General features: G+C 39.4%; 19 protein-coding genes. 8 read left to right on the forward strand and 11 right to left on the reverse strand.

Annotated elements, in window-relative coordinates; genetic code table 11:
* Window positions 1-23: 23 nt before the first annotated feature.
* From glyS to rsmE, 6 genes are all read right to left on the reverse strand, one after another.
* The gene (gene glyS, locus O1Q80_RS03140) at window positions 24-2,090 is read right to left on the reverse strand and encodes a glycine--tRNA ligase subunit beta (protein WP_386695626.1); all 2,067 of its coding nucleotides are present in this window, start codon (window positions 2,088-2,090) and stop codon (window positions 24-26) included.
* A gap of 18 nt (window positions 2,091-2,108) precedes the next feature.
* Window positions 2,109-2,540, reverse strand: coding sequence for a hypothetical protein (locus O1Q80_RS03145; RefSeq protein ID WP_386695628.1), 432 nt, complete (start codon window positions 2,538-2,540; stop codon window positions 2,109-2,111).
* Window positions 2,541-2,777: 237 nt separating this feature from the next.
* The gene (locus O1Q80_RS03150; RefSeq protein ID WP_386695630.1) at window positions 2,778-3,149 is read right to left on the reverse strand and encodes an endonuclease domain-containing protein; all 372 of its coding nucleotides are present in this window, start codon (window positions 3,147-3,149) and stop codon (window positions 2,778-2,780) included.
* A 3-nt stretch (window positions 3,150-3,152) separates the two neighbouring features.
* Window positions 3,153-4,193, reverse strand: coding sequence for a YhcG family protein (locus tag O1Q80_RS03155; RefSeq protein ID WP_386695631.1), 1,041 nt, complete (start codon window positions 4,191-4,193; stop codon window positions 3,153-3,155).
* A gap of 70 nt (window positions 4,194-4,263) precedes the next feature.
* A complete protein-coding gene (gene glyQ / locus O1Q80_RS03160) occupies window positions 4,264-5,172 on the reverse strand; it encodes a glycine--tRNA ligase subunit alpha (RefSeq protein WP_386695632.1) in 909 nt (302 codons plus the stop codon).
* A gap of 68 nt (window positions 5,173-5,240) precedes the next feature.
* Window positions 5,241-5,972 carry a 16S rRNA (uracil(1498)-N(3))-methyltransferase gene (gene rsmE, locus O1Q80_RS03165; RefSeq protein WP_386695634.1) on the reverse strand — a complete coding sequence of 244 codons (732 nt, stop codon included), beginning with the start codon at window positions 5,970-5,972 and terminating at the stop codon, window positions 5,241-5,243.
* 178 nt (window positions 5,973-6,150) lie between these two features.
* Here rsmE and O1Q80_RS03170 point away from each other — a divergent pair, with 178 nt between their 5' ends.
* From O1Q80_RS03170 to O1Q80_RS03190, 5 genes are read left to right on the forward strand one after another with little or no spacing between them, the layout of a single operon-like run.
* Window positions 6,151-9,606 (forward strand): acyl-[ACP]--phospholipid O-acyltransferase, encoded by a 3,456-nt coding sequence (locus O1Q80_RS03170; RefSeq protein ID WP_386695636.1) that lies wholly within the window; start codon window positions 6,151-6,153, stop codon window positions 9,604-9,606.
* A gap of 41 nt (window positions 9,607-9,647) precedes the next feature.
* Entirely contained in the window at window positions 9,648-10,361 is a 714-nt protein-coding gene (gene recO / locus O1Q80_RS03175; RefSeq protein WP_386695638.1) for a DNA repair protein RecO, read from the forward strand.
* Window positions 10,362-10,370: 9 nt separating this feature from the next.
* Window positions 10,371-11,684 carry a 23S rRNA (uracil(1939)-C(5))-methyltransferase RlmD gene (rlmD, locus tag O1Q80_RS03180; RefSeq protein WP_386695640.1) on the forward strand — a complete coding sequence of 438 codons (1,314 nt, stop codon included), beginning with the start codon at window positions 10,371-10,373 and terminating at the stop codon, window positions 11,682-11,684.
* A gap of 9 nt (window positions 11,685-11,693) precedes the next feature.
* Window positions 11,694-13,925 (forward strand): GTP diphosphokinase, encoded by a 2,232-nt coding sequence (gene relA, locus O1Q80_RS03185; RefSeq protein ID WP_386695642.1) that lies wholly within the window; start codon window positions 11,694-11,696, stop codon window positions 13,923-13,925.
* Between the two features lie 15 nt (window positions 13,926-13,940).
* Window positions 13,941-14,300, forward strand: a complete 360-nt coding sequence (locus tag O1Q80_RS03190) for a diacylglycerol kinase (protein ID WP_386689249.1) — start codon at window positions 13,941-13,943, stop codon at window positions 14,298-14,300.
* Window positions 14,301-14,324: 24 nt separating this feature from the next.
* Here the strand turns inward: O1Q80_RS03190 and O1Q80_RS03195 are convergent, their stop codons facing one another.
* The 4 genes from O1Q80_RS03195 to O1Q80_RS03210 all read right to left on the reverse strand — a co-directional run bounded on the left by O1Q80_RS03195 (window position 14,325) and on the right by O1Q80_RS03210 (window position 18,933).
* A complete protein-coding gene (locus tag O1Q80_RS03195; protein ID WP_386695644.1) occupies window positions 14,325-15,581 on the reverse strand; it encodes an O-antigen ligase family protein in 1,257 nt (418 codons plus the stop codon).
* Window positions 15,582-15,761: 180 nt separating this feature from the next.
* Window positions 15,762-16,838: a class II fructose-bisphosphate aldolase gene (fbaA, locus tag O1Q80_RS03200; protein WP_386689253.1), complete on the reverse strand. Its 1,077-nt coding sequence runs from the start codon at window positions 16,836-16,838 to the stop codon at window positions 15,762-15,764.
* A gap of 74 nt (window positions 16,839-16,912) precedes the next feature.
* Window positions 16,913-18,088: a phosphoglycerate kinase gene (locus tag O1Q80_RS03205; RefSeq protein ID WP_386691432.1), complete on the reverse strand. Its 1,176-nt coding sequence runs from the start codon at window positions 18,086-18,088 to the stop codon at window positions 16,913-16,915.
* Window positions 18,089-18,189: 101 nt separating this feature from the next.
* On the reverse strand, window positions 18,190-18,933 hold the full coding sequence (locus O1Q80_RS03210; RefSeq protein ID WP_386689257.1) for a ribonuclease: 744 nt from the start codon (window positions 18,931-18,933) through the stop codon (window positions 18,190-18,192).
* Window positions 18,934-19,002: 69 nt separating this feature from the next.
* Between O1Q80_RS03210 and O1Q80_RS03215 the strand changes: the two genes are divergently transcribed.
* Window positions 19,003-19,263: a YfhL family 4Fe-4S dicluster ferredoxin gene (locus O1Q80_RS03215; RefSeq protein WP_132302596.1), complete on the forward strand. Its 261-nt coding sequence runs from the start codon at window positions 19,003-19,005 to the stop codon at window positions 19,261-19,263.
* 237 nt (window positions 19,264-19,500) lie between these two features.
* On the opposite strand, the gene O1Q80_RS03220 is transcribed toward O1Q80_RS03215, so the two are convergent.
* Window positions 19,501-20,601 carry a TrmH family RNA methyltransferase gene (locus O1Q80_RS03220; protein WP_386695646.1) on the reverse strand — a complete coding sequence of 367 codons (1,101 nt, stop codon included), beginning with the start codon at window positions 20,599-20,601 and terminating at the stop codon, window positions 19,501-19,503.
* Window positions 20,602-20,722: 121 nt separating this feature from the next.
* Between O1Q80_RS03220 and pssA the strand changes: the two genes are divergently transcribed.
* Together pssA and hemC are read left to right on the forward strand one after the other, a co-directional pair.
* The gene (pssA, locus tag O1Q80_RS03225; RefSeq protein WP_386689262.1) at window positions 20,723-22,081 is read left to right on the forward strand and encodes a CDP-diacylglycerol--serine O-phosphatidyltransferase; all 1,359 of its coding nucleotides are present in this window, start codon (window positions 20,723-20,725) and stop codon (window positions 22,079-22,081) included.
* Window positions 22,082-22,093: 12 nt separating this feature from the next.
* Window positions 22,094-23,020, forward strand: a complete 927-nt coding sequence (gene hemC / locus O1Q80_RS03230; RefSeq protein ID WP_386695648.1) for a hydroxymethylbilane synthase — start codon at window positions 22,094-22,096, stop codon at window positions 23,018-23,020.
* Window position 23,021: the final 1 nt, after the last annotated feature.

Consider the following 23,021-nt stretch of genomic DNA (forward strand, 5'->3'; position numbering starts at 1 on the left):
GCCTTTTTGTTACCTATTCATCATTATTGTAATACTGAAATATCTGCCACTTGCAAGAATAAATCTTGTAACGCTTTCAAAATCGCTAAACGGTTTTGACGAAGTTTCTGATCTTCAGCGTTCACCATTACGTTATCAAAGAAATTATCCACTGGCTGGCGTAAGTTAGCTAATTCGTCTAACACCGCACTGTAATCACCTTTGGCAATTAATGGCTGTACTGCTTGTTGCAAGGCGACCACGTTTTCCGCTAAGGCTTTTTCCGCAGGCTCAACGCAGGCAGAAAGATCGATATTGCCAATTTCAATATTCGCTTTGGCGAGAATATTGCTCACTCGTTTATTGGCTGCTGCCAACGCTTCCGCTGAATCCAAGGTGCGGAAATGCGACACTGCACGCACTCGGGCATCAAAATCCGCAGGACGAGTTGGACGGCGAGCCAGCACAGCTTGAATTTCGTCCACCGCAATACCTTCATCTTGATACCACGCACGGAAACGACCGAGCATAAAGTCCACTACGTCATTCACCACATTTTTGTTGGTCAATTTGTCACCAAAAAGTGCGGTAGATTTTTCCACTAAATCGGTTAAATCAAGCGGAAGATTTTTTTCTACAATAATCCGCAATGAACCAAGAGCCGCACGGCGTAACGCAAATGGGTCGGCACTGCCTTTTGGTGCTTGTCCAATGCCGAAAATGCCTGTTAGCGTATCAATTTTATCCGCCAACGCCACCGAACAAGCCACTAAGGAATTTGGCAAATTATCCCCAGCAAAACGTGGCATATATTGTTCGTTTAACGCCACAGCAACTTCTTCATCTTCGCCATCGTGACGAGCATAGTGCATCCCCATTACACCTTGCGTGTCGGTAAATTCAAACACCATATTGGTCATTAAATCGCATTTTGACAGCAAGCCCGCACGTTTAGCTTTTGCCACATCAGCCCCAATTTGAGCCGCAATTTCGCCTGCTAACTGCTCAATACGAGCGGTTTTATCACGCAATGTGCCAAGCTGTTGTTGGAACAACACGGTTTCTAAACGTGGCAAACGATCTTCCAAACGCTGTTTCAAGTCAGTTTTGAAGAAAAATTCCGCATCCGTCAAACGTGGACGCACCACTTTTTCGTTACCTTCAATAATCGCCGTTGGATCCGCTGGATTAATGTTAGAAACAAAAATAAAGTGCGGTAATAATTTGCCGTCTTTACTATAAATTGGGAAATATTTTTGATCGCCTTTCATCGTGTAAACCAAGGCTTCCGCTGGTACAGCTAAAAAACGCTCTTCAAATTTGGCGGTTAATACATTCGGATATTCCACCAGTGAAGTTACTTCATCTAACAAATCTTCATCAATATCTGCCACACCACCAAGTGTGGTGGCTTTTTCTTGCGATTTTGCCAAAATAATCGCTTTACGCTCATTAAAATCCGCAATCACTTGACCACGTTCGGCTAAAACTTGCGGATATTCATCGGCATGCTGAATGTCAAATTCACGCTCGCCTAAAAAACGATGTCCACGAATGGTGCGACCGCTTTTTACGCCTAAAATTTCGCCATCAATTAATTCATCACCTAGCAATATCGTTACCGTATGCACAGGACGAATAAACTGCACGGTTTTATCCGCCCAACGCATTGGTTTTGGAATCGGCAATTTCGCCAAAGCACTTGCGACTAAATCAGGCAAAAGATTTTTGGTGGCTTGTCCTTGTTGCACGGCACGATGTATCAGCCATTCGCCTTTGTCGGTTGCGACACGTTCTGCCTGATCCACAGTAATACCACAACCTCTCGCCCAGCCCTCAGCCGCTTTGGTTGGGTTACCATTGGCATCAAACGCCGCCACTACTGCAGGGCCTCGTTTTTCAATCTGCTTGCTTGGTTGTTCAGTAGCAAGATCTGCCACTTTCAACGCCAAACGGCGTGGAGCGGCGAACCATTTTACTTGGCTGAATGTTAAACCTGCTTGATTCAGCTCGGCGGTGAAATTCTCCGCAAAAGCCGTAGCAAGGGTTTTTAACGCTTTCGGTGGCAACTCTTCAGTGCCGATTTCTAGTAGGAAGTTTTGGGTTGTCATTTATTTTATTTCTCTTATTTAAAAATTTCGTTTTGAATGGATTTCTCTAATTTCATCTATTGATTTGTTCTTTATTCTATCGCCATATAATTGATGAGCATAATATCTTATTTCTAATTCTTTATCTGCCAATTCCTCATCAATCGAATCGAATTGTTTTTCATCTGGATGCATTTCGCGCATCAATTTTTTTAGTCTATCGTATAATTCTTTATTGTTTCCAGATTCAATTTTGAATTTTAAAATTGATTTATAACTATCCAAATGTGCATCTAAATAATATGCTAAATTTCTTATAGGCTCAGTTCTTTTTCTTTCTTCTGACCACTCTTTTACATTTTTTGATACGTCTTTTAATACGATATTTGTTTCTTGTAATACTTTATCAGTAATATCCAATGTGGTTTTAGTAATAGAAAAAATTTGCTTTATTACGCTAAAAATTCCCATTTTTATGATCCGAATGTTAATTTGGCTTTCTCAACCGCCAAGTGCAAGCGTTGCTCAAGCACTTCTTTTGACAGTAATTTTTTTACTCTCAATTTTGCAATCACTGATTGCAAAATATGTAATTAACCACTCACTAATTCTCCACGCACTGCGTAGACAATCTCGCTTTAGTAATCTGCTCTTCCAACTCTTTCTTTGTTGGTTAATAGTTTAAATCTCCCCCTAGCCCCCTCTTTTTCAAAGAGGGGGAACTGTAGGAACGGGGAAATTCTTTACAATTTTTTCAATAACAGTATCAAGTTCGAATAAAACTTCTTGATTATCAAATCTTAAAACTTGTAATCCTATTGAATTAAGTTCGGCATCCCGAATACGATCATTTTCCCAATGATCATGTTCATAATGCTGACGACCATCTAATTCAATCACCAAATTTGCTTTTGGACAATAAAAATCAACAATATAGCTTAATAATGGCTTTTGTCGATAAAAACGAAATCCTAATAACTGATCATTTCTAATTCTTTCCCATAGTCGCTTTTCAGGTTCAGTTTGTGCTGAACGCAATTTTTGTGAATTTAATTTTAACGATGCGCTATAAGGTTTCATTTTTTAATTCCCCCTCTTTGAAAAAGAGGGGGTTAGGGGGAGATTTTTTCTCGCTTTTTTAATCTGCAATTCTAATTCTCTCTCCGTTGGTAAAAACGGCAAATACTTGGCACTAAATAACTGCTTACGATCCGCCAACACAGAATACTTCGCTACCGCTTCGCTTTTCTCGCTACACAAAACTAAACCGATAGTTGGATTATCATCCGCTCCTTTAATTTCTTGATCAAATAAGCGAACATAGGTATCCATTTGCCCTACATCTTGATGTTTTAATTTGCCGATTTTTAAATCAATCAACAAAAAGCATTTGAGTTTGAAATTATAAAATACCAAATCAATGTAAAAATCTTCATCATCAAAACGAATCCGTTTTTGCCGTTCCACAAAAGCAAAACCTTTGCCAAGCTCCAACAAAAACAGTTGCAAATTGTTGATAATGGCTTGCTCAACATCATTTTCTTGATAAGTACCGTCTTGCAAATTTAAGAAATCCAAAATATAAGGATCACGCAAATAATCTTCGATGGTTTCTTTTAGCTCTGCGGTTTTCTGTTCAGCTTCGGTAATCACTGGTGTTTTATTTTGGCTTGCTAGTAAACGCTCGTAATATAGCACAGAAATTTGGCGATCTAAGGCACGAACAGACCAATTTTGTTCAATGGTTTCACGCATATACCAAAGGCGTGCTTGTTGATTTTCTACTTGAATTAAACGGCGATAATGCGACCAGCTCAATTCGGAACACAGTGTGTTCCAAATTGGGAATGCCAAATAAAATTGACGCATATTGCGTAAATTTCGCTCATCAAATCCCTTGCCAAACATCTCCGTTAAGCGTTCAGAAAGATCTTTTAGTACATATTTTCCGTACTCCGCACGGCTTTCGCCCTGCTGTTCATCTTCCACAATCAAACGCCCAATCTGCCAATAAGACTGCACCATCGCCACATTGACCGTTTGGCGAACTTGTTTTTTTGCCTGATGAATAATCTCGGCAATTTGGCTAAATAGTGTATTGTTGGTTTGTGGCAAATTCGGCATTTTGTTTCTCTATTTAGATTTTGCAATCAGTGATTGCACAATTCGGGACTCACTGCGTTCCGAATCTCTCTTACTTCTTACACCCTGGAAACCCTAAGGCTTCACGACTGGCATAATAGGCTTCTGCCACGCCTTTAGTCAGCGTGCGAATACGCAAAATATAACGCTGACGTTCTGTCACCGAAATCGCTTTGCGTGCATCAAGCATATTAAAGCTATGTGCTGCTTTTAAAATGCGTTCGTAAGCAGGCAATGGCAACGGTTTTTCTAATTCTAACAAGGCTTTGGCTTCTTTTTCGTAATGGTCAAAACATTGGAATAAAAAGTCAGTGTCAGCGTATTCAAAGTTATAAGTAGATTGCTCCACTTCATTTTGGTGGAACACATCGCCGTAAGTGGTTTTGCCGAGTGGACCGTCTGAATAAACTAAATCGTACACAGAGTCCACACCTTGAATATACATCGCCAAACGCTCTAAACCGTAGGTGATTTCACCTGTAACAGGACGACATTCTAAACCGCCTACTTGTTGGAAATAGGTGAACTGGGTCACTTCCATACCATTCAACCACACTTCCCAACCTAAGCCCCACGCACCTAAAGTCGGATTTTCCCAGTTATCTTCCACAAAGCGAATATCGTTTTGGGTTGGGTCAAAGCCGAGCATTTTTAGACTCTCAAGGTAAAGTTCTTGAATATTATCTGGGGACGGTTTAATCACCACTTGGAATTGATAATAATGTTGCAAACGGTTCGGGTTTTCGCCATAGCGACCGTCCGTTGGGCGACGTGACGGTTGTACATAAGCAAATGCCATTGGCTCAGGGCCTAATGCACGCAAAGCGGTCATTGGGTGCGACGTTCCTGCTCCCACTTCCATATCAAAAGGCTGTACAATGGTTGCCCCTTGTTTTGCCCAGTAATCTTGCAGGGCTAAAATCATCCCTTGGAATGTTTTTACGTTAAATGTTGTTGTCATAAGTTATCTCAAAAAAATAATGAAAATTTGCACCGCATTATACGGGAAAATTGATGAATATAAAACGGTTATAAATCACCAAAACACACTTGTAATGCGGTAATTGCCGTTAATGCGGCGGTTTCGGTGCGTAATACTCGCTTGCCGAGCAAAATGTCGGTAAAGCCTTGTTGTTCGGTTTGGCTGATTTCTTGTGGCGACAAACCGCCCTCCGAGCCAATCAACAACCGCACCCCAGCCGCAGGAATTTGCGGCAAAGTTTTAATGGAATAATTGGCTCTTGGGTGCAAATTGAGCTTTAACGTGCCATCTTGCTCCGCACACCAATCTTGCAACTTCATCATCGGACGAATTTCAGGCACCACATTTCGCCCACATTGTTCACAAGCCGCAATAGCAATTTTCTGCCATTGCTGAATTTTTTTCTCCATCCGTTCCGTATCTAATTTCACTCCACAACGTTCTGACCAAAGCGGCGTGATCACATTCACTCCCAATTCCACGGATTTTTGAATAGTAAATTCCATTCGCTCGCCACGAGAAATCACTTGTCCTAAATGGATTTTTAACGGGCTTTCTCGGTTATCAAGTTGACGATCTAAAATTTCGACACTGACCGTTTTTTTACTGCTTTCGGTAATTTGAGCAGGATAAATATAATTTGAGCCATCAAACAGCTCTAATTTTTCGCCAACCTGCATACGCAATACTCGCCCAACGTGATTGGCGGCATCTTCGCTGAGTTGGCATTGGGATTGATTTTCTAAGGATTCAGGGTGGTAGATTCTGGGTATTCTCATTGTTGTGCTTATCCATTAACAAAGTGTGGTTGTGATAAAGCGTTATAATAAAATAAAGTGCGGTGAAAAAAAATGATGTTTTTTTCAATATTACTTTAGCAATGAAACAAGCCCTAGCTTAAACAACAAATTTCTTTTAAACTATCTCAAAATTCCAAAAAGAAAAGGAACGTTCAATATGTTTAGTCTATTTAAAATCCGTGGCTTTTTACCCTATTTAGCCATTATGTTTATTAATGCTAGTGTGGATTTGGCACATAAAATTACCATTCAAAATGTGTTGTTAAAAACCTTTGAGGGCGACACCCAAACTATTTTAACCGCATTAATTAACACCATGATTTTGTTACCCTTTATCTTTCTTTTTTCCCCCTCCAGTTTTATCAACGAAAAATTTTCCCGTACCAATGTGATTCGTTATAGTAGCCTAGCTGCGGTAGCCATTAGTGGGTTAATTTGTGTCTGTTATTTTATCGGGCAATTTTATTGGGCATTTGGCTTTACACTGTTATTGGCAATGCAAAGTGCGGTCTATTCCCCTGCTAAATACAGCATTATCAAATCCATTGTGGGAACGGAAAAATTAGGTAGTGCCAATGGGGTTATTCAAGCCTTAACTATTGTAGCGATTTTATTTAGTTCCTTTGCATTTTCATTTTATTTTGAACAATTTTATGTCGTATCTGATGATCCGAATGTAGTGTTGCAAAGTGTATCAGCGGTGGGTGTGGCATTAGTGGTGTTAAGTGCCTTAGAAGCGGTTTTTGCTTGGAAAATTCCGTTTTATCCGCAAGATACCGATGAAAAAGCAGAAAAATTTTCTATGGCAAAATACCTGTCTTTGGGGTATTTAAAAGAAAATATTCAAACCACCAAAGCCAATAAAAATATTTGGTTAAGCATTATCGGATTAAGCCTGTTTTGGGGTGTTTCACAAGTCATTGCAGCAGCCTTTCCTGCCCATTACAAAGCTAACTTTGGTTCAGATAATGCTTTGATTATTCAAGGGATTTTAGCAGTGAGTGGGATTGGGTTAGTGCTAGGTTCTTATATTGCAGGGAAAATGTCGGATTATCATATTGAACATGGTATTGTACCAGTGGGGGCATTAGGACTATTCTTTGCGTTATTTGGCTTAACAGTGGCAACCAACAATAGCCTATTAATGCTTTGTTCGCTCGGTTTTGGGGTGGCTGGTGGTTTATTTATCGTGCCATTAAATGCGACTATCCAATATTTCGCTCCGCAGGCTACCAGTGGACGCATTATGGCAGGTAATAATTTTGTGCAAAATATTTTTATGGTGGGCTTTTTGCTACTCAGTATTTTGCTGGTGAAATTAAGTGTTTCAACCACAGGATTATTTTTATTTACCGCTGCCGTCTGCCTATTGGGGAGCTTTTTTGCTATCCTGCAATTACCTCATTTATTTGCTCGATTATTGATGATTCCGATTGTGAAAACCAGTTATCGTTTTCATGTTGACGGGCTAAAAAATCTGCCACAAAGTGGGGGAGTATTGTTATTAGGTAATCATATCAGTTGGATTGACTGGATGATTTTACAAGCTGCAAGTCCTCGGGCGATTCGCTTCGTGATGTATCGTCCGATTTACAATAAATGGTATCTCAAATGGCTATTTAAGTTTTTCCGTGTGATTCCTATTGGTGCGGGTGCCAGCAAAGATTCTATTCTAGCGGTGCGAGAATGTTTACAAAATGGCGAAGTCGTGGCGTTATTCCCTGAGGGGCATTTAAGTTATAACGGACAAATCAACCAATTCCAAAAAGGCTTTGAGCATATCCTAAAAGATCTTGAAAATGTGGTGACTATGCCATTTTATCTACGTGGACTTTGGGGTTCAAGTTTCTCTCGAGCAGATAGCTTCTATAAACAAATGACCAAACAACGTGGCAAACGTAAAATATTGGTTGCATTTGGCAAGCCAATCCACGGCTTTATGGATGCTTCAGCGATGAAACAAAAAGTCGTAGAACTTTCATTCAGTACTTGGGAACGCTTTATTGATAGACAAAAACCATTGCAATATCAATGGATTGAAACTGCGAAACGACATTTGTTTAAAGATTGTATTGCTGACTCACAAGGCATGGAATTAAATAATTTAAAATTTATTACTGCCGTACTGTTATTCGTTAAAGCACTAAAATTAGAATTAAGCAATGAAAAACATATAGGTGTTCTTTTGCCGAGTTCATCAGCTGGAGCCATTGTCAATATGGCATTATTTGTACTTGGTAAAGTCCCCGTCAATTTAAATTACACACTCAGCCAGCAAACTATGCAAAAGGCTTTAGAAAAAGCCCATATTCAAAAGGTAATTACCGCTGAAAAATTCTTGACTAAATTGCAAGATAAAGGTTTTGATTTTACTGAAATTCTTGCGGGTAAAACGATTTTTGCTGAAAATATCAGTAAGTCAGCCACAAAATCACAAAAAATGTCTGCATTTTTCACCGCACTTTTTGCTCCCCTTTGGTGGATTACTGCACGTTATTTTGCTTGTAGTAAACTTGATGACACTGCCACTATTTTATTTAGCAGTGGTAGTGAAGGGACACCAAAAGGTATTGAATTAAGCCATAAAAACCTACTTACCAATATCAAACAAGTGGGCGAATTGCTTAACTTCCAGAAAAACGATGTCATCTTAAATTCTTTACCAATTTTCCATAGTTTTGGCTTAACTGTTACCACCTTAATGCCATTATGTGAAGGCATTAAAATGGTCAGTGTGCCTGATCCAACGGACGGTGCAGCCGTAGGTAAAATGTCAGCCAAGCATAATGTGAGTATTTTATTTGGTACCTCTACTTTCTTCCGTTTGTATGTGCGTAGTAAAAAACTTCACCCGTTAATGCTACAAAATGTACGAATGGTTATCGCTGGGGCTGAAAAATTAAAAGCCGATGTCAAAGAAGCCTTTAAAATGAAATTTGGTTTAGAAATTTTCGAAGGCTACGGGGCAACAGAAACTGCTCCTGTTGCTGCGGTTAATATGCCGAATATGCTTGATCCTGATACATTACATGAATTTACCTTTAGTAAGGTTGGCACGGTGGGCTTGCCGTTACCAGGGACGATTATCAAAATTGTCGATCCGAACAGCTTGCAAGAACTGCCAACAGGCGAAGATGGGCTGATTATTATTGGCGGTGGACAGGTGATGAAAGGCTATTTAGATGACCCAGAAAAAACCGCTGAAGTGATTTGTGAACTAGACGGCGTACGTTATTACCTAACGGGCGACAAAGGACATATTGATGCTCAAGGCTTTATCACCATTGTCGATCGCTACTCTCGTTTTGCTAAAATCGGTGGTGAAATGATTAGCCTTGGTGCGGTAGAGCAACAGCTCGCCAGCTTATTTGATGAACAAACCCAATATGCCGCCACGGCTATTGCCGATGAGAAAAAAGGTGAAATGGTGGTGTTATTGGTGAAATCCGATTTGTCTTTAGATGAAATCAAAAATCGCATAAAATCCGCTGAAGTCCCTCCAATTATGCAGCCGAGCGAAGTTTTATTAGTGGACGAGATCCCAATGTTAGGTACGGGGAAAGTGGATTTTAAAGGGGTGAAAAATTTAGCCGTAGCGTTACTTACTCAGTAAAAGAATTCTGTTAAAATAATCTCATGTTTTAAGTAGAGGATTTGATCATCGAAAATTGGCAACGTGGCTTTGTTTTACACCGCCGAGCATATAGTGAAACCAGTTTGTTAGTGGATTTATTTACTGAAGAAACGGGACGGTTAACGGTGTTGGCGAAAGGGGCAAGACGGAAACAGTCAGCGTGGAAAGGTGTATTGCAACCTTTTACACCGTTGTTGTTACGCTGGACAGGTAGGGGTGAATTGAAAACCTTGACTAAAGCCGAGCCAGCGGCGATTGCCTTGCCGTTGCAACAAACGGCGTTGTTTAGTGGTTTCTATGTGAATGAACTACTTTGTCGGGTGATTGAACAGGAAACACCTAATCCCTTATTATTCCAATATTATTTGCAATGTTTAATGATGTTGGCTCAAGCCGAGAATGTTGAACCTGCGTTGCGAACCTTTGAATTTCAGCTGTTGCAAATTTTAGGTTATGGCGTAGATTTTGGACATTGTGCTGGGTCTGGCTTGCCTATTGATGCAGCGATGACCTATCAATATCGGGAAGAAAAGGGTTTTATTGCGTCCTTGATAAAAAATAACCAAACCTTTTATGGACGAGATTTATTAGCATTTCAGGCGTTGGAATTTACCGATGCAGATGTACTGAAAGCGGCGAAACGATTTACTCGAATGGCGTTGAAACCCTATCTTGGTAATAATCCTTTGAAAAGTCGGGAATTGTTTAGCCAAAATATTTTATATTTAAAATAATTTAACACAATGGCATTATTTTACACTCCAGAAAAAAAAGCGAAAAAAACACCGCACTTTGAATTGACCATTCAATCTTTGGATTATCAGGGATTGGGCGTGGGTAAAGTAAATGGTAAGACGTGGTTTGTGGAAAATGCTTTGCCAAATGAAACCGTGCAAGCGGAAATTATAGAAGAAAAACGCCAGTATGGACGGGCGGTCGCGAAGAAGATTTTACATACCAATCCACAGCGGCAAGCACCACAGTGTGCAGTGTATCAGGCTTGTGGTGGTTGTCAGAGTCAACATATTCCGCTTGAAATGCAAAGGCTGGCTAAACAACAGGCGTTGTTTTCTCGTTTAGAAAAATTGCAACCGCAGGGCATTGTGTTTATGCCGATGATTGTCGGTGACGGCTGGCAATATCGTCGTCGGGTGCGGTTGAGTGTGAACGTAAATCCCAAAACTAAGCAGCTTGACATCGGTTTTCGGCAAAAAAGCTCATCGCAAATAGTGAATATTCAGCAATGTGATGTACTTGAACCAGCATTGGATTACTTATTGCCGAAACTTCTCACATTATTACGTCAATTTTCTCAACCCAAATTACTCGGGCATATTGAATTAACCTTAGCAGACAATGGCATAGCCATGTTACTACGTTATAGTAAAAACTTGAGTGAAAAAGACCGCAGTTTGCTGTTAAATTTTGCGGAACAGGAAAAATTGATGTTGTTTGTTCAAGATGATCAGCAAATTCAACAACTTTGTGGTGAGATACCTTATTATCAAATTGGCGATTTGTTGCTCCAGTTTGATATTCGGGATTTTATTCAAATTAATCGCTTATTAAACCAGCAGATGGTGGCAACGGCGTTGCATTGGTTGGCGTTGAATAAAACTGATTGCGTGCTAGATTTATTTTGTGGAATGGGTAATTTCACCTTACCGATAAGTCAGTTAGTACAAAAAGTAGTGGGTGTAGAAGGTGTCGCAGAAATGGTTGAGAAAGCTCGCAAAAATGCGGAACAAAATAGCTGTTGCAATGTCGAATTTGAGCAAGGGGATTTGGATCAGCCGTTTTTAAACCAACATTGGGCGAAAACACCATTTAATAAAATTTTGCTCGATCCGCCCCGTAGTGGTGCATCTTTTGCTATGGAAAGTATTTGCCAGTTGCAAGCGGATAAAATTTTGTATATTTCTTGTAATCCAGCAACTTTGGTACGTGATGCGGAGAATTTGTTAAATTCAGGCTATCAATTAAGCAAAGTAGCAATGATCGATATGTTCCCTCATACAGGACATTTGGAAAGTATCTCGTTGTTTGAGAAAAAATAAGGAAAAAATATGGTTGCGGTACGCGGTTCTCACTTATTAAATCCAAAGGACTTTAGTATTCAGCACTGGTGTGCAAATTTAGGTCTAGTTGAGCCAGTCGCTAATGATCTAATGCGAGCTTGGCGATATGCAAGAGAAAATGCCGATCAACTTTTCTTAAATAGCCATTGGTATTTGCGTGACGGTGTAGAAATGGTGGAAATTTTACATAGTCTGAATATGGATGGGGATACCTTACTTGCCGCAATGTTATTTCCAGTCGTGCATGCCAAAATCGTTACCCTTGAACAAGTTAAAGAAGATTTCGGGAGCAAAATCAGTAAATTAGTCAAAGGTGTGTTGGAAATGAATAATATTCGCCAACTGAACGCCAACCAGTCCAATAATAATCTACAAATCGACAATATCCGCCGTATGCTGTTGGCAATGGTGGACGATTTCCGTTGTGTGATCATCAAATTAGCGGAACGGATTACTTATTTGCGTGATGCGGATAAACGCTATTCAAAAGCGGAAAAAATTGCCGCTGCCAAAGAATGTAGCAATATTTATGCCCCCCTTGCCAATCGTTTGGGAATTGGTCAGTTAAAATGGGAGTTGGAAGATTATTGTTTCCGTAATTTGCAGTCGGAGCAATATCGGATTATTGCACATAAATTAGCTGAACGCCGTTTAGACCGCGAGCAATATATTCAAGATTTTGTCAATCAACTGTCAGGCTATTTGCACGAAGCTATTGATAGCGTAGATGTGTATGGACGACCGAAGCATATTTACAGCATTTGGCGAAAAATGCAGAAAAAACACCTTGCCTTTGAGCAACTTTATGATATTCGAGCGGTGCGGATTTTGGTCCCCAATTTGCAGGATTGTTACACCGCACTTGGCATTGTACATACTCATTATCAACATTTAGCAGAACAGTTTGATGATTATATTGCCAATCCCAAACCGAACGGTTATCAGTCCATTCATACGGTGGTGTTGGGTGAGGGGGATAAGCCGATTGAAGTGCAAATTCGTACTCACCAAATGCACAATGACGCAGAGCTGGGCGTAGCAGCTCACTGGAAATATAAAGAAGGCACTACAGGTTCAATGTCTGCTTACGAAGAAAAAATTTCTTGGTTACGTAAACTGTTAGCGTGGCAAGCGGATATCATGGACAGTGGCGAAATGCTAGAAGAAATGCGGACGCAGGTATTTGATGATCGTGTTTATGTGTTTACACCGAAAGGCGAAGTGGTAGATTTACCAACAGGTTCTACGCCGTTAGATTTTGCTTATGCGATTCATAGTGATGTGGGACATCGTTGTATTGGTGCGAAAGTGGCTGGACGGATCGTACCGTTTACTTACCAGTTGCAAATGGGCGATCAACTCGAAATTATCACTCAAAAAAATCCAAACCCCAGCCGAGATTGGTTAAATCCAAATTCAGGGTTTACCCATACGCAAAAGGCACGCTCAAAAATTATGGCGTGGTTTAAAAAACTCGATCGGGATAAAAATATTCCACTTGGCAAAGAAATGCTAGAAGCAGAATTGAGTCGCCTGAATCTTACCCTTAAACAAGCGGAACAATATGCCTTGCCACGTTATAACTTAAAACAAATTGATGATTTATATAATGGTTTGGGTAGTGGCGATATTAAATTGCATCAGTTGATTAATTTCTTGCAAGGTAAATTAATCAAGCCAACAGCAGAGCAGGCGGACGAAGAAATTTTACGCCATGTTAGCCAAAAGAATAGCCAAAAAAGTGCGGTTAATTCTAACCAAAAATCGGAAAAACAAGGCTATGTGGTGGTTAATGGCGTTGGTAATTTAATGCACCATATTGCTCGTTGTTGTCAACCGATTCCAGGTGATGAGATTGTGGGATATATTACTCAAGGGCGTGGTATTTCTATTCATCGTGCGGACTGCGAACAGCTCAAAAAATTACGTACGGCGAATGAAGAACGTGTGATTGAAACCACTTGGGGAAAGGAACTTTCTGGCTCGTTTAATATTAATGTGCGATTGCTTGCTAGTGACCGTAGCGGTTTGTTACGTGATATTACAACTGTATTAGCCAATGATAAAATTAATGTCAGCGGCGTTTCAAGTCGTACCGACCGAAAACGTCAGGTGGCAACCATAGATCTTGAGTTGGAATTAGGTAATGTGGAGATGTTAAGCAAAGTCTTAGCTCGCCTAGCTCAACTAGATGATGTGATTGATGTGAAACGAATTTAAACAAAGAGAATAAAAATGACAGATAAAACTACGGGGTTGACCCATTTAATTAATTCTACTCGCTATTCCTTGCAGGGCTTAAAAAGTGCGGTGAAAAATGAAGCAGCTTTTCGCCACGAATTATTTTTAGGGATTTTTATTGTTCCCCTTGCTTTTTGGTTTGGCAATGGCAAATTTGAGATTGCTTTAATGCTTGGGGCGTATTTAATTGTATTGGTAACGGAGTTGCTGAACAGTGCAGTGGAGTGTGCTATTGATCGTATTGGTACTGAACGCCACGAGTTATCGGGCAGAGCTAAAGATCAAGGTTCGGCGGCAGTTTTTATGGCGATTGTCAATTTTGTGGTGGTGTGGGCGTTGATGATTTTGGGCTAAAAATTAGGCGGAGAATTATCCGCCTTAATGTTGAGTTTGTTTTATTTGTTCTTTTAATGTTCCATAAAAAATGGTAGTAACGAGAAAATAAAAAATCACCCCTGAATTATGGGCAAAAAAGGCTTGGCTCAAGCCATAAAACATCACCGAAATAATATGAATTGTGCCTAAAAGTGCGGTTAATTTTATAGCAGAATTTGATGATATGATATTTTTCCAAAAGTAACGTAAGGGTACAAAGAAGATACCTAATAAAGCCAGTAAGCCTAAAATACCGTGTTTAGCGAGATCATCAATAAATTGATTATGGGAATGGGAAAAATTCACCACAACAGGTGAAACGAGATTCTGTTCTACTTGTAATTGGCGTTTAGGAATAATATTTTCATTTCCCCAACCTAAAATAGGTTTTTCTTTCGCCATTAGCCATGCACTTTTCCACATATCAAATCTTGCCCCAATAGAGGTGTCTGCATTGTGGTTAATAAAGTATTCATTCACATCATATTTAACCATATCTATACGTTGCATAACCTTCGTTTGTGGAATAAACACCGTTGTTGCAATGACTAACGTTAATCCTGTACTAATTGTTACCAGTAATTTTTTTGAAAGTTGTTGACGATAGGTCCAGAAAATTAATAGCAAAATAAATGGTACACCAATCCAGCCCCCTCTTGCAGTCGAAAGGATACTGGCTAAAATGCTAAATAAAGCAGCGATAAAATAAAGTGCGGTGAATTTTACTTGTTTTTTGCTCGAAAAATAAATGGCAATAGCGAAGCTGAACATACCTAATGACATGGCAATATCACCACTTTGGATGTGCATTTGTTTTTCAAAAGCCATACTATAGTGAAGTATAAAACGATGAAAAATTGCTATGATACCAGCAGTAAAGGCTCCCAAAGGAATAATATGAATCAACCATTTCAATTTGGGTGGATATTGTATAAACAAAACAATCAACGGTAACACTAGTAATGCACGGCTAGGATTATCTAGTTCTCGTATCTTTCCACCATTAAATATTAATGAAAGGACGAAGACTAAGACATAAAACACAAAGCTCACGGTGATCCATTTATCTTGTGGAATAAAATCAACAGGCTGTTTTTTAACAAAATGATAAATGGCAAAAATAATTCCTGTTACGACTAACAACGCAAAGCCGATATTATGTGAGCCTTTAAATAGCAAAGTAGTTAAAAAATAAAGTCCAACCGCAGAGTTGGTTAAGGCAAGCATTTTATTTTGTTTGATAAAAGTTAATATTGTCATTTTTCCGATTTTCCCCCCGTACTTGCGTACGGGGTTAAGCATATTACGCCACGCTGTGGCTTGTCAATTTATTAAGATGCGGAGCATCGCCACCATGCCTAGCCCTGTACGCTAGTGCAGGGCATAAAAAAACCGCACCATTAAAAATAGTGCGGTGTTATTTTAGCGTATTTTAAACAATTATAATACGTTTACGCAGTTTAAATCTTCGAAAGATTTTTCTAAGCGTTTAGACATAGATTCTTCCATTTTGCGTAACCAAACACGTGGATCGTAGAATTTTTTGTTTGGTGAATCAGGACCTTCCGGGTTGCCTAATTGACCTTGTAAATAGGCTTCATTGGCTTTGTAGAATTGCAAAATACCGTCCCAAGATGCCCATTGTGTATCGGTGTCGATGTTCATTTTGATGGCACCGTAACCGATGGCTTCACGGATTTCTTCACGGCTTGAACCTGAACCACCGTGGAATACGAAGTCGATGGATTTTGCAGGTAAGTTACGTTCTTTAGACACGAACTCTTGTGACGCACCTAAGATAGATGGTTTTAATTTTACATTACCTGGTTTGTAAACGCCGTGTACGTTACCAAACGCTGCCGCCACGGTGAAACGTGGGCTAACAGGGTTTAAGCTGTCGTAAACGAATAACACATCTTCAGGTTGGGTATATAAACGTGATTCATCAACATCGCTGTTGTCCACGCCATCTTCTTCACCACCCGTGATACCAATTTCGATCTCTAAAGTCATACCTAATTTGTTCATACGAGCAAGGTATTGTTTACAGATTTCCATATTTTCTGCAATAGGTTCTTCGGATAAATCGATCATGTGAGATGAAAATAATGGTTTACCTGTTTCAGCAAAGTGTTTTTCACCTGCATCTAATAAACCGTCAATCCAAGGTAATAATTTTTTCGCAGCGTGGTCAGTGTGAAGAATGACTGGTACACCGTATTCTTGTGCTAAAGCGTGAACGTGTTTTGCACCAGCGATGGCACCTAGTACATCAGGGCGAGTACCTGAAGTAGGTTTAATGCCTTTACCTGCATAAAACGCTGCACCGCCGTTTGAGAATTGCACGATAACAGGGGCTTTAACACGAGCCGCTGTTTCTAATACAGCGTTTACACTGTCAGAACCTACACAGTTTACCGCTGGAATTGCGAAGTTGTGTGCTTTTGCATAAGCGAATACTTTTTGTACATCATCACCAGTGACAACACCAGGTTTTACGATATCTAATAATGCCATTTTGTTTTTTCCTTATTTAAATTTGATTGTTTTTACGGGCGGATACATCGATCCGCCCCTACGGAATGGGGTTATTAACCGTTTGCACGTTTCTCTAAAATTTCAACGGCTGGTAATACTTTGCCTTCTACAAATTCTAAGAACGCACCACCACCAGTTGAAATATAAGAAATTTTATCTTTAATGCCGAATAAATCGATCGCCGCAAGCGTATCACCGCCCCCCGCGATGGAGAATGCTCCGTTTGCAGTGGCTTCAGCGATAGCATTGGAAATCACTTCAGTCCCTTTACGGAAGTTAGGGAATTCAAACACGCCTACTGGACCGTTCCAAAGAATAGTTTTTGACGCTTTGATGATTTTCGCCAATTCTTCAGCGGTTTTGTCACCAATATCGAAAATAGATTCGTCAGCTTTTACATCATCAACTGATTTTTCAGTGGCTGGTGCAGTTTCAGAAAATTCTGTACCGACACGTACATCTACTGGTACAGGGATTTTGGTTTGTTTAGCTAAACGTTGAGCTTCAGGGATTAAATCTTCTTCGTAAAGTGATTTACCGACTGCTTTACCTTCAGCTGCGATAAAGGTATTGGCGATACCACCACCTACGATAATTTGGTCGGCGATTTTTGAAAGGCTATCTAACACGGTTAATTTAGTGGATACTTTTGAGCCACCCACAATCGCCAACATTGGGCGTTGTGGCTCTTTTAATGCTTTACCTAACGCATCAAGTTCTGCAGCTAATAATGGACCAGCACAAGCTACAGGTGCATATTCTGCTACACCATAAGTTGATGCTTGCGCACGGTGAGCAGTACCGAAAGCGTCCATTACAAATACATCACAAAGTGCGGCGTATTTTTTACCTAATTCAGGATCGTTTTTCTTCTCGCCTTTATTAACACGTACATTTTCAAGCACCACGATTTCATTTTCTTTAACATCAACGCCATTTAAATAATCGGTTACTAAACGAACAGGTACGTCTAAAACGTTGTTTAAGTAATCAACAACAGGTTGTAATGAATCTTCTGGTTGGCACGCTTCACCCTCGGTTGGGCGACCTAAGTGAGAAGTTACCATGACTTTTGCCCCTTTTTGTAAGGCTAATTTTAAGGTAGGAATGGTCGCACGAATACGAGCATCAGAAGTGACCTTACCATCTTTGACTGGCACATTTAAATCTGCACGAATGAAAAGACGTTTACCGGCTAAATCAAGGTCTGCCATTTTGATTACTGACATAATGTTTCCTCTTTTTGTTAAAAATAATAAAACTGTAAATTTTTTTTATTATAGCGAGATCTCTAGTGTATTGTAACTGCTTTAGATCAAATTATTGTCAATTATTTGCAATCTATGACTTGCCAATTTAAATCATAACAAATAAATAATTCGCTACGACTTGCTGCTAAATAGGCGTTTTTTAATTGGGTATTGTGTTGTTTTATCCAACGGAATAAATCTTTTTTGTTCATTTGTTCTGTGGGTAACACTAAACTGCGGTATAAATCTTGTTGTTTTTTGAAATATTTTTCTGCACTTTTAAAAGCACAGGCACCGTGTTTTTCCCATTCGCCTTGCAATAAATTTGGGCTAGGACTTTCCGTTAAATAATTTTGAATAATCGCATAATCCACCGCAGGTAAATCCCCTTGACAAAATCGAGGATGATCAGTCGTACTTTGAGCGTTAGCATTTTGTGGCCATAACCCATGAATTACCCAACCATATTTTTGTTGTGTGCCACATTGCATAAGAGCAGACTGAGGTAGGTTTTTGCCATATTTTTCTTGCTGATTATTACAGAATGCAGGCGACCAAGATAATGCAAGCATATAATAATCAGTCTTAGCATTTTTATTGGGTCCGATAGGATCGTTAGACATGACAAAATCATAATCAGAATTCACCGCACTTTGATTAACCTTTACATTGCTATTGTTTTGTTTTTGAGCTTGTTTTGTGGTGGTTGGTTGAGTTGGTTGGTGTTGAACATCACTTCTAAACCAGTTTATGGCAAAATAAACCAGTAAGCCGATAGCGACAATAATGAGTTGAACGAGTTGTTTCTGTTGTTTTTGTTTCATTTCTTAACCTTTAAATTTATGTTAAAATTCTATATAATCGCCTACTTTTAGTTCACTCACGAGATTATTATGGCGTTACTCATCACTGATAAATGCACAAATTGCGATATGTGTCTGCCGGAATGTCCGAATGATGCGATCTCTATTGGTGATGATATTTATGAAATTGATCCAAATCTTTGCACCGAATGTGTTGGGCATTATGACACTCCAACCTGCCAAAAAGTTTGCCCGATTACTAAATGTATTATTCTCGATCCTGACCATATAGAAAGCCAAGAAGAACTTTGGGAACGTTTTGTGTTAATTCATCATGCGGATAAGTTGTAATAATAGCCCCCGTACTTGCATACGGGGTTACGAATGTAACGCTACTCCGTAGCTACTAGATGACACAAGATGCGGAGCATCGTCACTATGCTTAACCCTGTACGCCAGTGCAGGGCGTAGCAGACCCCCCCTTACTCACACAGGGTTACGAATATAACGCTACTCCGTAGCTAGACAACACAAGATGCGGAGCATCGTCACTATGCTTAACCCTGTACGCCAGTGCAGGGCTGGAATTTATCTCGCCACCCACTTCGCCAACAACACTCCAGTAGCTACTGCGACATTTAAGCCATTTTTTAATGGATTGGCTAAACTTAAATTGACCTTAGTATCCTCTTTTACCGCCCAGCCGTTGGCTAACACAAACACAACTTTATCTTGTAATTGTAGGCTATTAATGCTCTGTGCTTGTTTTTCATGGCTAATATGCACAATTTGATAACCAGCTTGGCGTAATTGCTGTAATGCAGTTTCACCGTCATGGGATTGTAAAATATGTACATATTCCAAACCGCCTTCGGCAACTCGAGCGGTATTGGCATTGAGTAACATCTCAGGTTGGCTGGTAATAATACCTTTCACGCCATAAAAGGCACAAGTACGCAAAATTCCCCCTAGATTTTGTGGATTATTCGCCACACCGTCTAACATGATTAAACAATCGGCTTTACGAGCTAAATCCACATAGCCAGTCAAGGTAAATGTACGTGGTTTTTTCACTAACATACAAATTCCGCCATGATGTTCAGAACCACTAACTAACTCTAATTCAGCTCGATCGACAACGTGATAGACTTTTTTATTGTTGGCTAAATAACTAAAAATCTCACCGATTTTATGTGCCATTTCCACCGTTGCCCAAACTCGTACAATCGTTTCTGGTCGTTGTTCAAATAAACTCAAACAAGCATTTTCACCAAAAATCTTCATTTCTTCTGCACGATTTTTCTTGATTTTTTCAGGGGCTCTTGGAGATAACGCTCCAGTTTTTTTCTCTCTCGGTTTATCGCTTATTCCTGTTGATTTTATGACCACTTTTACCCCACCTAAGGTTGTTTCGGTGATTTGTGGTTCTAATACAGGTTGTTGGTAGCTTGAGCGTTTTGTGTTATTTGAACGACGATCAGAAAAACGTTTTTCATCACTTTGTTGTTCATTTCGACGATTTTTATTAGAAAAGTGCGGTTTATTTGTAGTGAATTTTTCGTTTTTTTCTGATCTTTCTGAACGATCATTAAATGGGTGTTCTTGTTTGAATGCTGGTTTGAAACGTTTTTCATCAGAAAGTGGCGAAAAAGTAGGTTTATTGAAATTGGAAGATTTAGATTTGCTCATAATTTGGTCATTAATAAAGTAAGATTGTCGCTATTATAGCAAAAAAATGCTTTTTTCTACCCTATTCTCATATAATTATTGTAAACTAAATAAATTAAGCTGGATAGAATGAAGAAATATTATGTTTATTAATCGACTAAAAAGAGCAAAACAACATATTGCACAAATGGCTTATGTACCACAATTAGCTGATGATATTGAATTTATTTCAGGTCCGAAAGCATTTAAACAAGCCATTATTGAGTTGATCCGTCATGCTAAAACTCGCATTTATTTCACCGCACTTTACTGGCAATTTGATGAAGCTGGTGAAGAAATTCTGGCGGAGATTTATCAAGCAAAAGCGAAAAATCCAGATTTAGATGTTAAAATCTTTGTGGATTGGCATCGCGCCCAACGCAATCTTATTGGTGCGGAAAAAGGCACTACCAACGCCGATTGGTATGCACAACAGCGAGCGTTACACCACAACGAACCGATGTTTTTCGGTGTGCCGATTAATAGCCGAGAAGTGTTTGGTGTGCTACATATTAAAGGTTTCGTATTTGATGATACGGTGCTTTACAGTGGAGCCAGTATTAATAATGTTTATTTGCATAACCAAGATAAATACCGCTACGATCGCTATCAAAAAATTAAAAATAAGCCATTGGCGGATAGTCTTGTGCAATTTATCCAACAGTATTTAACTGATCCGAATGTCGTATTTCCCTTAGATGATGAACAGCGTCCAAACACCAAAGAAATTAAGCATCAGATTAAATCTTTCCGTCGCCATTTAATTGCTCGGGCAAAATATCGGTTAGAAAGTGCGGTGCCATTTCATGATGATTTATTGATTTCGCCTTTATTTGGCTTAGGTGCAAGAGATAATCTGTTAAACCGTACTATTCAAGATTTATTTGTATTGGTGGAAGAAAAATTAGTGATTTGTACTCCTTATTTTAATTTTCCTCGCACGTTACAAATTAAAATCCGTGATTTATTAAATGACGGAAAACAGGTAGAAATTATTGTCGGTGACAAAACCGCTAACGATTTTTATATTCCACCGTCAGAACCTTTTAAAATGGCAGGTGGATTACCTTATTTATATGAGAAAAATCTACGTACATTTTGTAAAAAATTCGAGCATGAAATTAATAATGGGCATTTGACAGTCCGTTTATGGAAAGATCAAGATCATAGCTATCACCTAAAAGGTATTTGGGTGGATAAAAAATATGTGTTATTGACTGGTAACAACTTAAATCCACGTGCGTGGCGTTTAGATGCAGAGAATGGTTTGTTTATTTATGATCCAAAACAAGCGTTACAAGCCAAAATAGCACAAGAATTAAGTGAAATTCGTCAATATACTAAAATTATTGGACATTATTCTGAATTAGAAACCATAGAACAATATCCTGCTCCAGTACAACGTTTATTAAAACGTTTTTCTCGGATTAAAGTGGATAGACTCATTAGGATGATTTTGTAATTTGGCAACGATATGAATAAGCATTTAAAAATTGCCACAAGGCAAAGTCCTTTGGCATTATGGCAGGCAAATTATGTTAAGGATCGATTGCAAACCCTTTATCCTGATTTAACCATTGAATTAGTTAAAATAGTGACTAAAGGTGATGTGATTTTAGATACATCATTGGCGAAAATTGGTGGAAAAGGTCTGTTTGTCAAAGAATTAGAGAATGCCTTATTAAATGGTGAGGCGGATATTGCCGTGCATTCTATGAAAGATGTTCCCATGCAATTTCCACCAGATTTAACGTTAAGCGTAATTTGCCAACGTGAAGATCCACGAGATGCCTTTGTTTCTAATCAATATGCTTGTTTAGAGGATTTACCATACGGAGCGAGAGTTGGCACCTCTAGTTTACGCCGTCAGTGTCAATTAAAAAATTTGCGTCCAGATTTGCAAATTCACGCTTTACGTGGCAATGTAGGTACTAGATTAAATAAATTAGATTGTGGCGATTATGATGCAATTATTTTGGCTTCCGCTGGCTTAATTCGTTTAGGTTTGGAACAGCGTATTACCGCTTTTATTGATGTAGTAACCTCTTTGCCAGCGGTGGGACAAGGTGCGGTGGGAATTGAAAGCCGTCTTAATGATCATCGAATGCTACAATTACTAGCACCCTTAGCAGATCCAGAAACCACGGCTTGCGTGCTGGCGGAACGAGCCATGAATCAGCGTTTACAAGGTGGTTGTCAGGTGCCGATTGCAGGTTTTGCGGTAATACAAAATAATGAATTGTATTTACGTGCTTTAGTCGGTGCTATGGACGGTTCACAGGTTATCCGTGCAGAAGGCAAAAGTGCGGTCAAAAATGCTGAAATTTTAGGTGTACAACTTGCGGAGCAGTTATTAGCCCAAGGGGCAGATAAAATTTTAGCGGAAATTTATCAGGATTAAC

The organism is Lonepinella sp. MS14435, assembly GCF_042485795.1.
Taxonomy (GTDB): domain Bacteria; phylum Pseudomonadota; class Gammaproteobacteria; order Enterobacterales; family Pasteurellaceae; genus Lonepinella.

Excerpts from the sequence above, each read along its gene's own strand:
- O1Q80_RS03150 (WP_386695630.1), bottom strand. The coding sequence starts at position 3,149 with ATGAAACCTTATAGCGCATCGTTAAAATTAAATTCACAAAAATTGCGT.
- glyS (WP_386695626.1), bottom strand. The coding sequence starts at position 2,090 with ATGACAACCCAAAACTTCCTACTAGAAATCGGCACTGAAGAGTTGCCA.
- O1Q80_RS03190 (WP_386689249.1), top strand. The coding sequence starts at position 13,941 with ATGACAGATAAAACTACGGGGTTGACCCATTTAATTAATTCTACTCGC.
- O1Q80_RS03145 (WP_386695628.1), bottom strand. The coding sequence starts at position 2,540 with ATGGGAATTTTTAGCGTAATAAAGCAAATTTTTTCTATTACTAAAACC.
- rsmE (WP_386695634.1), bottom strand. The coding sequence starts at position 5,972 with ATGAGAATACCCAGAATCTACCACCCTGAATCCTTAGAAAATCAATCC.
- O1Q80_RS03205 (WP_386691432.1), bottom strand. The coding sequence starts at position 18,088 with ATGTCAGTAATCAAAATGGCAGACCTTGATTTAGCCGGTAAACGTCTT.
- relA (WP_386695642.1), top strand. The coding sequence starts at position 11,694 with ATGGTTGCGGTACGCGGTTCTCACTTATTAAATCCAAAGGACTTTAGT.
- fbaA (WP_386689253.1), bottom strand. The coding sequence starts at position 16,838 with ATGGCATTATTAGATATCGTAAAACCTGGTGTTGTCACTGGTGATGAT.
- hemC (WP_386695648.1), top strand. The coding sequence starts at position 22,094 with ATGAATAAGCATTTAAAAATTGCCACAAGGCAAAGTCCTTTGGCATTA.
- rlmD (WP_386695640.1), top strand. The coding sequence starts at position 10,371 with ATGGCATTATTTTACACTCCAGAAAAAAAAGCGAAAAAAACACCGCAC.
- O1Q80_RS03195 (WP_386695644.1), bottom strand. The coding sequence starts at position 15,581 with ATGACAATATTAACTTTTATCAAACAAAATAAAATGCTTGCCTTAACC.
- glyQ (WP_386695632.1), bottom strand. The coding sequence starts at position 5,172 with ATGACAACAACATTTAACGTAAAAACATTCCAAGGGATGATTTTAGCC.
- O1Q80_RS03155 (WP_386695631.1), bottom strand. The coding sequence starts at position 4,193 with ATGCCGAATTTGCCACAAACCAACAATACACTATTTAGCCAAATTGCC.
- O1Q80_RS03210 (WP_386689257.1), bottom strand. The coding sequence starts at position 18,933 with ATGAAACAAAAACAACAGAAACAACTCGTTCAACTCATTATTGTCGCT.
- O1Q80_RS03170 (WP_386695636.1), top strand. The coding sequence starts at position 6,151 with ATGTTTAGTCTATTTAAAATCCGTGGCTTTTTACCCTATTTAGCCATT.
- O1Q80_RS03220 (WP_386695646.1), bottom strand. The coding sequence starts at position 20,601 with ATGAGCAAATCTAAATCTTCCAATTTCAATAAACCTACTTTTTCGCCA.
- pssA (WP_386689262.1), top strand. The coding sequence starts at position 20,723 with ATGTTTATTAATCGACTAAAAAGAGCAAAACAACATATTGCACAAATG.
- O1Q80_RS03215 (WP_132302596.1), top strand. The coding sequence starts at position 19,003 with ATGGCGTTACTCATCACTGATAAATGCACAAATTGCGATATGTGTCTG.